The sequence below is a fragment of the Klebsiella sp. JN_Kp126 genome (assembly GCF_033843325.1).
Classification (GTDB): Bacteria; Pseudomonadota; Gammaproteobacteria; order Enterobacterales; family Enterobacteriaceae; genus Klebsiella; species Klebsiella michiganensis.
Genome location: NZ_JAWXQV010000091.1, coordinates 46,693 through 57,484 on the forward strand (window position 1 = coordinate 46,693; position 10,792 = coordinate 57,484).

At 55.2% G+C, this 10,792-nt stretch carries 10 protein-coding genes and 1 pseudogene; 6 read left to right on the plus strand and 5 right to left on the minus strand.

Annotation, left to right across the window (positions count from 1 at the left end):
• Positions 1 to 66: 66 nt before the first annotated feature.
• The 3 genes from SIK97_RS24870 to SIK97_RS24880 form a co-directional block, all read right to left on the minus strand.
• On the minus strand, positions 67 to 1,986 hold the full coding sequence (locus SIK97_RS24870; RefSeq protein WP_046877674.1) for a tyrosine-protein phosphatase: 1,920 nt from the start codon (positions 1,984 to 1,986) through the stop codon (positions 67 to 69).
• Between the two features lie 263 nt (positions 1,987 to 2,249).
• On the minus strand, positions 2,250 to 2,588 hold the full coding sequence (locus tag SIK97_RS24875) for a hypothetical protein (protein ID WP_032692867.1): 339 nt from the start codon (positions 2,586 to 2,588) through the stop codon (positions 2,250 to 2,252).
• Positions 2,589 to 2,694: 106 nt separating this feature from the next.
• On the minus strand, positions 2,695 to 3,297 hold the full coding sequence (locus SIK97_RS24880) for a short chain dehydrogenase (RefSeq protein WP_047722909.1): 603 nt from the start codon (positions 3,295 to 3,297) through the stop codon (positions 2,695 to 2,697).
• Positions 3,298 to 3,395: 98 nt separating this feature from the next.
• Here SIK97_RS24880 and SIK97_RS24885 point away from each other — a divergent pair, with 98 nt between their 5' ends.
• Positions 3,396 to 4,286, plus strand: coding sequence for a LysR family transcriptional regulator (locus SIK97_RS24885; protein WP_047722910.1), 891 nt, complete (start codon positions 3,396 to 3,398; stop codon positions 4,284 to 4,286).
• Between the two features lie 88 nt (positions 4,287 to 4,374).
• Here SIK97_RS24885 and SIK97_RS24890 read toward each other — a convergent pair.
• Positions 4,375 to 5,520: pseudogene (locus SIK97_RS24890) on the minus strand (trans-sulfuration enzyme family protein).
• A 10-nt stretch (positions 5,521 to 5,530) separates the two neighbouring features.
• Positions 5,531 to 6,901 (minus strand): pyridoxal-phosphate dependent enzyme, encoded by a 1,371-nt coding sequence (locus SIK97_RS24895; RefSeq protein ID WP_025105933.1) that lies wholly within the window; start codon positions 6,899 to 6,901, stop codon positions 5,531 to 5,533.
• A 33-nt stretch (positions 6,902 to 6,934) separates the two neighbouring features.
• Between SIK97_RS24895 and SIK97_RS24900 the strand changes: the two genes are divergently transcribed.
• The 5 genes from SIK97_RS24900 to SIK97_RS24920 all read left to right on the plus strand — a co-directional run bounded on the left by SIK97_RS24900 (position 6,935) and on the right by SIK97_RS24920 (position 10,758).
• Entirely contained in the window at positions 6,935 to 7,177 is a 243-nt protein-coding gene (locus SIK97_RS24900; protein ID WP_004854184.1) for a hypothetical protein, read from the plus strand.
• A gap of 269 nt (positions 7,178 to 7,446) precedes the next feature.
• The gene (locus tag SIK97_RS24905) at positions 7,447 to 8,835 is read left to right on the plus strand and encodes an SLC13 family permease (protein WP_032751266.1); all 1,389 of its coding nucleotides are present in this window, start codon (positions 7,447 to 7,449) and stop codon (positions 8,833 to 8,835) included.
• A 378-nt stretch (positions 8,836 to 9,213) separates the two neighbouring features.
• Positions 9,214 to 9,507, plus strand: coding sequence for a DUF1778 domain-containing protein (locus SIK97_RS24910; protein ID WP_032751264.1), 294 nt, complete (start codon positions 9,214 to 9,216; stop codon positions 9,505 to 9,507).
• The gene (locus tag SIK97_RS24915) at positions 9,504 to 9,995 is read left to right on the plus strand and encodes a GNAT family N-acetyltransferase (protein ID WP_057173841.1); all 492 of its coding nucleotides are present in this window, start codon (positions 9,504 to 9,506) and stop codon (positions 9,993 to 9,995) included. The genes SIK97_RS24910 and SIK97_RS24915 overlap by 4 nt, the downstream gene beginning before the upstream one ends.
• Positions 9,996 to 10,059: 64 nt before the next feature.
• Complete coding sequence (locus tag SIK97_RS24920; RefSeq protein WP_032692862.1) at positions 10,060 to 10,758, plus strand: hypothetical protein; 699 nt, start codon at positions 10,060 to 10,062, stop codon at positions 10,756 to 10,758.
• The last annotated feature ends 34 nt before the right edge of the window (positions 10,759 to 10,792 follow it).

Below are 10,792 nucleotides of genomic sequence, written 5' to 3' on the forward strand. Positions count from 1 at the left end.
GTTTAACCGCTTTGCAATTTCGTGGCTAAGAGCAAGCCGCCCGCGGCGGCGGCCTGCTGGGGATGTTTAAAAGGCGTAGCCCACGCTAAGGCTGCCGCTGTAGCCGTGGCTGTCGCCGCCGCTGGCGACGTCAGCCTGGCCGCCAAGGTTCAGGCTCAGCGCACCGCGCGTGATGCTCAAACTGGCGCCAGCGTTGACCATGTCACGGCTATCGAAGGCCGCGTTCTGTACGACCTCATAGTGATAAACCTGTCCCTGAGTGCGTACCGAAGGGCCGCTGAAACTGTGTTCATAGCCGATATTTATCGCCGGCGTGAAGCGCCAGCCGCCGCCGTTTTGCGAATGAAATGCGATACTCACATTGGCAATACCGCTGGCGTTATTTTCACTGACGCGGTCGACGTTGAGCGCCAGCTCGCTGCCGCTTTCGCGGAAAGCGTCCATCCGCAGGTGGGTCAGGCGGGTCCCGACGGCGTACTCAACGCTGGCAAAATCGAGCGGACTGACGTAGCCGAGGCGCAGCGTGCCGCCAACCAGCTGGCCATGGGTATCGCCGGTGGCCGTACCCAGCCCGCCATTCAGCCGGCGCGTACTGCTATAATCGATCCAGCCTGCGTTAAGATCGGCGGCGGCAAAGAGGCCATGATTTAAATCCTCAAAAGCATAGCGACCGCCGAACCCCAGCAGAGTGGTGTTGGCATCCGCATCGGCGCTGGCGCTGCCCAGCGAGCCCCAGCTATATCCCAGAGTGCCGTAGCCGCTAAGCTGCGCGTTAAACCGCCAGGTATAGCCCAGCAGCGAGCCGGTGGTATGCTCATTACTGCTGGCGGCGCGGGCGGAACCATCGGTGCCAAGATAGCCGCTAAGCCCGGTCAGCCACAGTTTTCCTTCCCCATCCCGCAGCTGACGGCTATCAATATTCGGCGTTAACGCCCTGTCTAATCGCGAGCCGCTGCGCAGCAGGTAGCTGGCGGCGTCCGCGTAAATCTGCCCGCCGACCTGAGTCTCCACGCCGCCGAGGGTTCCGGCATCAATGGCCGATTGCAGATAATAGTTATAGTCGGTGTAGCGGCCCGATAGCTCGCTGTTTTGCAGGGCGTTAAGCAGCGCAGCGCCCTGCGCCGCATTCCCCCGCAGTTCGCTTTGTCCCGGCAGCTGGCCGTACTGCACCATTTTGCCGCGCAGGACGTAGAGCGTCTCCTGCGACAGCCCCAGGCCCTGCTTCAGATAGTTATCTACCGATCCGTACTCGCGGCTGATTTCATCCAGCCCGGCCTGAAGATAGCTGGCATCGACGCCCAGCAGCGGCTCGTAAATCGCCGCCATGGCGGGGGGCATCATCGCCAGGGTCGCTTCGACGCGCTGGCGGGTATAGTCGTTGGTGGCGAGGTAGTTTTCCATAATGGTCCCCTCATCGACGCCGGCAATGCTCAGCAGCATCGCGGCGGTCCAGCCGGTGCGGTCCTTGCCCGCGGTACAATGGAACAGCGCTGCGCCGTCGGCGCTGGCCAGATCGTTAAATAGCGTGGTGAACCGGGCGCGCATCCCGGCATCGCTGACGAAGGAGACGTTGGTCTGCTGCATCATCGCTTTGGCTTCAGCGGCGCTACTGAACGTTATTGAGGTGATGTTGCTGCCCGAAGCGGTGTTGCCGATGATATCAATATGGGTATATCGCGCCCCGTCGGGCATCACGTCCGGGCTGCTGGCGATTTCGCTGGCCGTGCGCAAATCATAAACATCGCTGATACCGAGCGTGCTCAGCGTCGCCTGGTCCGCGGAGGATAATGCCAGGGCATTAGAACGATAAAAAACGCCGGTGCGCAGGGTGCCGTCGTGGCTGGTGGTATAAACAGACGTCGTGCCAGCGATATCGCGGAAATTATCCATCGTAGCGAGTACGGGCGTATTTATCGGCGCAGCGTAGAGCACGCCGGAAACGGCGGCGGCGACCAGAGAGAGCGAAACGGGAATATAGCGAATCAAAATAAGCCTCGATAATTATTGGTTATAATTTACTGTTTATTAAGGCTTGGAAATATAAGAGGAGATTGTGACGGAATTATTTCCAGAACGATTTTTTTAAAATAAATAGGGTGATAATAACGTCGGGATATCGATTAAATATAACTTTTTCGCGCGCTAAATACTGTTATTCATTCGCCATGTTTATGTTTAACATTCCGCTCGTCGCAGCAGAATGTTATTTTCTATTATTGTCAGCGAGTCATTTTGCGCAGTAATACGCCTTAATCCGGGCGCTGCTTTTCGCTCATCAGCTGGCGACAGCGCTGCTGGTCCTGGCTGATACTTTTCTGCTCTTCCGGCGTCAACTGCTGCCAGGTGTCCAGCATCCGTTGGCCCAGAGCGGGCACGTAGTGGGTCTTATGCAGCGCATAATCCGAATTGCCGCCTTCAATCATATTTTCCATATCGCGGAGAAACGCACGGCTGTCCTGATGGTCAATAACGCAGAAGACGGAGCGGTAGTACGCGACGTCCTCTTCGGCGTAGCGGGGCGTGAACCACCAGATAAGTAGAGCGATAAGCGCCAAAAGCGGGGCAATAAAAACGAGTTTCTTCAACATGAGTCATTCAAAAAGGCAAATTGAAGGATCAGTGTAGCCGTTGATGAAACAGGATGTAAGCGCCGTCGCGGGCCGGCAGCGTAATTCCGGCCCGCAGCGGCGCCGGTCAGTAGCCGACCTTATAGATCCGTCCGCTCTGAACACCTTCTACGCTGCGGCGGTAGGCCTGAGCCACGCTGGCGGCGGGGACGCTGGTAAAACCGGGGAAGAAACCGTCGTAGGCTGCCGCCGATTCCGTTAATACGGTGGGGCTAATCAGGTTAATACGTATTCCGCGCGGCAGTTCGCAGGCGGCGGCGCGAACGAATCCTTCCAGCCCGGCGTTGACGGTGGTGGCATTGACGCCCTGAGCGATGGGCTCATGGGCGACGATCCCGCTAATCAACGTAATAGAACCGCCGTCGTTCAGATAATGCTGGCCGGTCAGCGCCAGGCGAATCTGCCCCAGGAGTTTATCCTGTAGGCCCTGGTTGAAATCGCCGTCGGTCATGGTCGCCAGCGGGCCAAAGAAGAGATTGCCAGTGGCGGAAACAATCGCGTCTACCCGACCGGTTTTCGCAAACAGGTTCTGCACGCTCTGCTGTGAGGTGATATCGACCTGATAGTCGCCCTGAGTGCGGCCGACCAGAATGACTTCATGACGCTGGTTTAATTCTTGCGCAACCGCGCGGCCAACGGTACCGCTGGCGCCAATAATGATGATTTTCATAGCAGGTTCCTCTCTCGGGTGAGAGGCTATTCTTTAATAAAACAAATATCGGATAAACTGGCTAAAAGTTAAATGATTGCTAACCAGGGGTTTGTAATATGGATAAGCTGCGGGCGATGGAGACCTTTATTGCGGTCGTGGAGTGCGGAAGCTTTACCGGCGCCGCAGCGCGGCTCGAGATGTCGGCGGTGATGGTCGGGAAATATATCGCGCTGATCGAGCGGCAGCTTAATACCCGTCTTCTTGAGCGCAATACCCGCCGCCAGAGCCTGACCGACGCCGGGCGGGTCTATTTTGACGAGGCGAAACGCGTCCTGGAGCAGGTCTCCATCGCCGAAAGTTCAGTGGAGAGACTACGGGTCGCGCCCGCGGGCACGCTGCGGATAAGCGCGCCGACGTCGTTTGGCGCCTGCGTGATTGCCCCGCTGACCGCCACGTTTCTGCAGGCCTGGCCCGACGTGCGCGTGGAGCTGGATCTGACCAACCGGATGGTCGATCTGGTGGATGAGGGCATCGATCTGGCGATCCGCATCGGCGAGATCCGCAATAACGATCTGGTGGCAAAGTATTTCGCGCCCTACCGGATGACGATCTGCGCCGCGCCCGGGTATTTAGCCCGCCACGGTACGCCGACAACGCCTGCGGACCTGGTCGATCATCTCTGTTTGTCGCATACGGTGTGGACCGCGCGCAATGAGTGGAAGCTGCCGGGCGCGGAGGAGGGCGTACGCTGGAAGCGCGACGCTGTTCTGCGCTGTAATGATGGCTACGCGCTGCGAACGGCGGCGATCGCCGGCGCCGGGCTGCTGCTGCAGCCGGAAGTGCTGCTGGCGGATGCGCTCGAGTGCGGCAAACTGGTGCGCGTGCTCGAGGCGTATACCCCGCAGCCGAGGCCGATTCACCTGCTCTGGCGGCAGGATCTGCGGCCGCTGCCGAAGCTGACGCGATTTGTTGAGCATCTTCTGCAGGGGCAGGGCCAGAACGGGTAGACTGCTTAATTCTCTGCCGGGCGGCGGGCCTGATGTGATGGGGGATCTTGTCGCCCGGCAAGGCGTTAGCCGCCGCCGGGCAATCTGCTTAGTCGCGCAGCGCGTGACGCCAGTCGGCGATCAGATCCTGCGGATCCTCAATCCCTACCGACAGACGAATCAGCTGCGGAGTAATGCCGTTGGCTAAACGCTGCTCCAACGGGATCGACGCGTGAGTCATGCTAAACGGCTGGCTCACCAGGCTTTCCACGCCGCCGAGGCTCTCCGCGAGGGTAAATAGCTTCAGCTTGCGGATGATCCGCTCGGCGTAGCCATCGTCGCCTTTGACCACCACGGAGATCATTCCGCCGGGAAGCGCCATCTGCCTGCGCGCCAGCTGATGATGCGGATGCGAGGCCAGCCACGGGAACCAGACCCTTTCGACCTGCGGCTGCTGCTCCAGCCACTCGGCAAGCAGCAGCGCATTGCTGCTGTGGCGCTCCATACGCAGCGCCAGGGTACGAATACCGCGCAGCGTCAGGAAGCTGCTGAACGGGTCGAGGACGCCGCCGACCGCGTTTTGCAGGTAGCCCAGCTTTTCCGCCAGCGCGGCGTTGTCGCCGACCACCGCCAGCCCGGCGACCACATCGGAGTGGCCGTTAAGTTATTTGGTCGCCGAATGCACCACGATATCAAAGCCCAGCTCCAGCGGACGATGGATCGCCGGCGAGGCGAAGGTGTTGTCGGTGACGCTGATAATATTATGCCGCCGCGCAATGGCGGCGATGGCGCTGAGGTCGGCCAGCTTAAGCAGCGGGTTGGTCGGCGTTTCAACCCAGATCATGCGCGTATCGGGCCGAATAGCCGCTTCGATGGCCGCCAGATCGTCGGGCTTCACCCAGCTCACCCGCAGGCCGGCGCTGCGGCGGCGAACGTTTTCAATCAGCCGGTATGTGCCGCCGTAGACGTCGTCGACGGCGACCAGGTGGCTGTCTTTATCCAGCAGCTCCAGCACGGTTGAGATGGCCGCAAGGCCGGAAGCAAAGGCGTAGCCGCGCGTGCCGCTTTCCAGGTCGGCAATCGCCGTCTCCAGCGCGTGACGGGTCGGGTTGCCGCTGCGCGAATATTCGTACCCGGTATGCTGGCCCGGCGCGGGCTGAGCAAAGGTGGAGGTGGCATAAATAGGCGGCATCACCGCGCCGTGTTCATCGGTAAATGTGCCGCTATGTACGCTCAGGGTATGCAAATTTGTCATTGAGAAGTCCTTACTGTTCGAGTCGGTTACGCCAGGTGGTCAGCACATCGCTGCGGGTAATGAGGCCAAGAAAACGATCGTTGTCGGCGATAACGGCCACCAGGCCGCGATCGAAAATGGCCTTCAGCGCGCTTTCCGGCGCGTGCTTATCCAGGGTCTCCACGTTACGGGTCATCGCTTCCCTGACCGGCAGAGAAAAGCGCTGACTGTCGCCCTGGACGTGGCTAATCAGATCCCATTCGTCGACGATGCCGACGACGCGGCCGTTTTCCAGCACCGGCAGCTGCGAGATGTCGTAGAGGCGCATACGCGCGAGGATGGCCGCCAGGGTATCGTCCGGCGCGGCGGTGACGGTTGCCCCTTCGTCGTGGCGCAGAGCGATAAAATCGCTGAGATCGCCGCGCGATGGACGGCTTAAAAAGCCCTGCTGGCGCATCCAGTCATCGTTAAACATCTTTGATAAATATTTATTGCCGCTGTCGCAGGCGAAGGTCACCACGCGTTTAGGGGATGTCTGCGCCCGGCAGTAGCGCAGGGCGGCGGTGAGCAGCGTTCCGGTAGAGGAGCCTGCCAGAATGCCTTCAACCTGCAGCAGCTGGCGGGCGGTAGCGAAAGCTTCGCTGTCGGTGACGCGGTATGCGCTGCGGACGCCTTCAAGATGGGCCAGAGGCGGAATAAAGTCTTCGCCGATCCCTTCCACCAGCCAGGAGCCGGTTTCGCCGTAGCGCCCGGTTTCGACCTGGTCCGCCAGAATGGAGCCCGCCGGATCGGCGAGGATAAATTCCGTTTCAGGGGAGTGCTCAGCAAACCAGGCCTGTAGCCCGCCGAGCGTTCCGCCGGAGCCGACGCCGACGACGATCGCGTCGATATCGCCATCCAGCTGCTGGAAGATCTCCGGGGCAGTGGTGGTGGCATGCGCCAGCGGGTTAGCCTCGTTATTAAACTGGTCGATATAAAAGGCGCCTGGCGTTTCGTCGGCAAGGCGCCGGGCGTAGTCCTGATAGTAGGCGGGATGGCCTTTGTTAACGTCCGATCGGGTAAGCTGCACCTGCGCTCCCAGCGCGCGCAGATGGAAAATCTTCTCGCGGCTCATTTTGTCCGGCACCACCAGAATCAGGCGATAATTTTTCTGCGCGGCGATCAGCGCCAGACCGAGGCCGGTATTGCCGGCGGTGGCTTCGATAATCGTGCCGCCGGGTTTTAATTTCCCTTCGCGCTCTGCCTGCGTAATCATGGATAGCGCGACGCGGTCTTTTATCGAGCCGCCGGGATTTTGATTTTCCAGTTTTAGAAACAGGCTGCAGGGGCCGGTATCCAGCTTATGGAGCTGCAGCAGGGGAGTATGACCAATCAGGTCGCTTACGGAATGAAAAACTGACATAACATTTTGCCCATTCGTATCGAGATGATTTGAATGGTAGGGCTGCAAAATTGGCATTTTAAAGAACTTTTGTCTGCCGCTAAGAGCAAAAAGGAATATAAGATGCTTTTTAGCCGTCCGGAGGGAAAGGTTGTTAGCCGCCTGGGCGTGTTGATTTCCAGAATAGCGCGCTTTTGCCCGGTTTTTCACCGAATTATCCGTTTTTACGCGCTGCTTTATCTCTATTTCAGAAATGGATTGCCGAAAATATTCGATGGATCTCTGGGGCTATTTTAGGTGTTGGTGAAACTATCAACGCCGCGTATACCGGCGCGGTAGCCAACGACAGAAATTCAGATGAAGGAAATTAAAGCTAATAAAGTCGGTCTGCTCGCTTCAATAAACCGCCTCTATCAGGAACCTCTTTCCAGAAATATCCTGACCTGGGTGTCATTCAGGCGGGAAATTGTCTGGTACGATCCAGTTAACAGAACAGGAACATAATTTATACCTGAAGGACATATACATGTAATGATTCAGTCGTAACCAGTTACAAGGAAGCTACTATGAATAAAAACGACATGAGTCCTTTACCCACCAATACCCACGAGTGGTTTTTTAATCGTAACAGCATCATCATTTTGCTCGATATTGTTTTGTTTATCGTTCTCTACAACACGCTACCCTATGAGCCGAAGGTGGTCATGGGGCTGAGTATGCTCGCTTTTATCGCCGTATTATGGTTAACGGAAGCGCTGCACGTGACCGTTACGGCAATCATGGTTCCCGTCATGGCCGTGCTGCTGGGGGTATTTAATACCCAGGCGGCGCTAAACAGTTTCGCCAACTCAACGATATTCCTTTTCCTCGGCGGTTTTGCTCTGGCGGCGGCGATGCATGTACAGGGGCTGGATAAAGTCATTGCCGATAAGGTATTAGCGATGGCAAGGGGCAAAATGCGCCTCGCGGTCTTTATGCTATTTGGCGTGACGGCGCTGCTGTCAATGTGGATCAGTAATACGGCGACGGCCGCAATGATGATGCCGCTGGTATTGGGGATCCTGAGTAAAGTCGATGGCAAAAACCGCCATTCGACCTATGTGTTTGTGCTCCTCGGTATTGCCTATAGCGCCAGCATTGGCGGAATGGCGACCATCGTCGGCAGTCCACCGAATGCGATTGCCGCCGCCGAGGTGGGGCTCTCCTTCTTTGACTGGATGAAGTTCGGTTTCCCGGCAATGATCGTCTTACTGCCTGTCGCTATTGCGATTCTTTACCTCGTGTTCAGGCCGGAACTTAAGGGGACCTTCGAAACGAATAGTGAACAGGTCGATTGGGATAAAGGCAAAATAGTCACCCTGGCTATTTTTGGCCTTACCGTATTCTTCTGGATTTTCAGCGGACCTATTAACGATCTGCTGGGCGGTTTTAAATCCTTCGATACCATCGTGGCTTTAGGCGCCATTATATTAGTCAATTTCGCCCGGGTGGTTCACTGGAAGGATATAGAGAAAACGGCTGACTGGGGCGTGCTGTTATTATTCGGCGGCGGTATCTGCTTAAGTAATGTGTTGAAAGAGACGGGCACCAGCCTGTTCCTGGCAAACCAGATTAGCGGGATGGTGGCTCATATGGGGATATTTATAATTATCCTGGTGATTGCAGCATTCGTGGTGTTTTTAACCGAGTTTGCCAGTAATACGGCCAGCGCCGCTTTGCTCATTCCCGTATTTGCCTCAGTGGCCGAAGCGTTCGGCATGTCGCCTGTGATTCTGTCGGTATTGATTGCCATTGCGGCTTCATGTGCTTTTATGCTGCCCGTGGCGACGCCGCCAAACGCTATCGTTTTCGCCACCGGCCATATCAAGCAGCAGGAGATGATGCGCGCCGGCCTGTTTTTGAATGTCGCTTGTATCGTCGTTTTGACCGGATTTAGCATGTTGTTTTGGGTATAACTTCTGATAAGCGAGTTTCCACCCAATATCTTGCAAATTAAGACTGCCGTGCGGCGAATAATCGAACGAAGTTCGATGGAGAGTCCGGCCGCAGAAAAGCAAAAACCCGCCTTTTGGGCGGGTTCTTTAGATAGTGGTGCCTGGACTCGGGAACATTCAGTTACTTATCAATTTGATTTTTATCATAAATTCTTTCCCCTTATATTGTCAAGACCCATAGGTTGATCCGTATTTTTGCTTGTAAATCATAATGGTGGATTAAAATAAGTAGAAAACCTTTTGGTTCGATACTCCGATTCCTTATAAATTTATCGTAATGACATCTACGTTACGCGTGCTGTATACTTAATATCCACAGAAACACAAGAGGACAACACTATGCCAGCCGCAAACAGTATGGCGATGAAACGCGAAACTCTGAACCTGCGCATCAGGCCCGCTGAGCGCGATCTTATCGATCGGGCGGCGAAAGCCAGAGGGAAAAACCGCACTGACTTTGTGCTGGAGGCCGCCCGCGCTGCCGCTGAGGAAGCGTTGATTGAGCAACGCATTATTATGGCCGATCCGCAGGCTTATCAGGAATTTCTGGCTCGCCTGGATCAGACTCCTGCACCTAATGCCGCACTGCGTAAAACCATGCAGACCCCTGCGCCGTGGGAGCAGGAAAAATGATCTCCGCCCCTGAGCCGCTTCATGCCGGACATATTCTTACTCCGTTTTGCTGCGGTGTGGATTCTATGGATAACTGGCTGAAACAGCGGGCGATGAAAAATCAGACCACTGGCGCGTCCCGTACCTTTGTGTGTTGTGGCAGCGATTCTAACGTGCTGGCCTATTACTCGCTGGCGTCCAGCGCGGTCACGACGAATACCGCTCCAGGTCGCTTTCGCCGCAATATGCCTGACCCGATCCCGGTTGTGGTGCTGGGCCGTCTGGCGGTGGATAAATCGCTGCATGGGCGGGGCGTTGGACGGGCGCTGATGCGGGATGCCGGGCTGCGGGTGATTCAGGTGGCGGAGACTATCGGCATTCGTGGGATGCTGGTTCACGCTCTGTCGGATGAAGCGCGGGAGTTTTACCTGCGCGTGGGGTTCGAGCCATCGCTGATAGATCCGATGATGCTCATGGTGACTTTGGGGGATTTGGTGGAGAGTATTTAGCAGATATATTTCTTCCATTCTGCATTAAATTCTGTGTTTAGATAAAATTACTCAGGGAATAGAAATGCTGTATCGGGTTGATGAAATACTGGGATATTTGAATCGTTGTGAGCGCATTACATCAAATCAGGCCGATCCATTAGAGCTTCTAGCTAAAAGACTTTCTTTACGTGGGTTGATCGTTAGTTCTATTTTCCTACTGCTAATGTTACTCCCTCTTGGAATCTACGCATTTTTTCCTGAGAAGCTATTCATCTTAGTGAGTAAATTTTTATTCATTTTGATGATGTTGAGTGGAATATTTACTTTATTAGTTGAGCCAGCATTGATGTTATTAGGTCTATTTAAATGGAAAACAATGACTTTGACTCGTTTTCTGAAGGAAGTTCAGGAAGATGAAGGGCATGTAGCAGCATTGCGCCGCTATGATGAAAATGAACTCAAGTATGCAGAACTTCAACTGATAAAAAAAATTACCGCCAATGAAAATCGCGTTAAAGCTTTCTTTGGTGAGAAAACAGCAGTATTTGCGTTACTGGCATTTTCGGTTCCGTTTATGAAAGAATTTTTTGGATGGGATGTTAATTTTTCGTTTTTTCTCTGGGGAGACGGTTTTTCTGGCTATGCAGATACCTTGCTAGGGTTTGTCTGGGCATTAATTTTTGGCATGTCTCTTGGCGCAATTGCTTTAAAATTAGTGACTGAACGTTATAAATACCAGTTATCTCTACTAAAGCAGACGCTCTGGATTAGAACTCTTTAGTAAAGAACAGGCTGGCAACATCATGAATCAAAAG

Excerpts from the sequence above, each read along its gene's own strand:
- SIK97_RS24875 (WP_032692867.1), bottom strand. The coding sequence starts at position 2,588 with ATGTTGAAGAAACTCGTTTTTATTGCCCCGCTTTTGGCGCTTATCGCT.
- SIK97_RS24880 (WP_047722909.1), bottom strand. The coding sequence starts at position 3,297 with ATGAAAATCATCATTATTGGCGCCAGCGGTACCGTTGGCCGCGCGGTT.
- SIK97_RS24885 (WP_047722910.1), top strand. The coding sequence starts at position 3,396 with ATGGATAAGCTGCGGGCGATGGAGACCTTTATTGCGGTCGTGGAGTGC.
- SIK97_RS24895 (WP_025105933.1), bottom strand. The coding sequence starts at position 6,901 with ATGTCAGTTTTTCATTCCGTAAGCGACCTGATTGGTCATACTCCCCTG.
- SIK97_RS24900 (WP_004854184.1), top strand. The coding sequence starts at position 6,935 with ATGGTAGGGCTGCAAAATTGGCATTTTAAAGAACTTTTGTCTGCCGCT.
- SIK97_RS24905 (WP_032751266.1), top strand. The coding sequence starts at position 7,447 with ATGAATAAAAACGACATGAGTCCTTTACCCACCAATACCCACGAGTGG.
- SIK97_RS24910 (WP_032751264.1), top strand. The coding sequence starts at position 9,214 with ATGCCAGCCGCAAACAGTATGGCGATGAAACGCGAAACTCTGAACCTG.
- SIK97_RS24915 (WP_057173841.1), top strand. The coding sequence starts at position 9,504 with ATGATCTCCGCCCCTGAGCCGCTTCATGCCGGACATATTCTTACTCCG.
- SIK97_RS24920 (WP_032692862.1), top strand. The coding sequence starts at position 10,060 with ATGCTGTATCGGGTTGATGAAATACTGGGATATTTGAATCGTTGTGAG.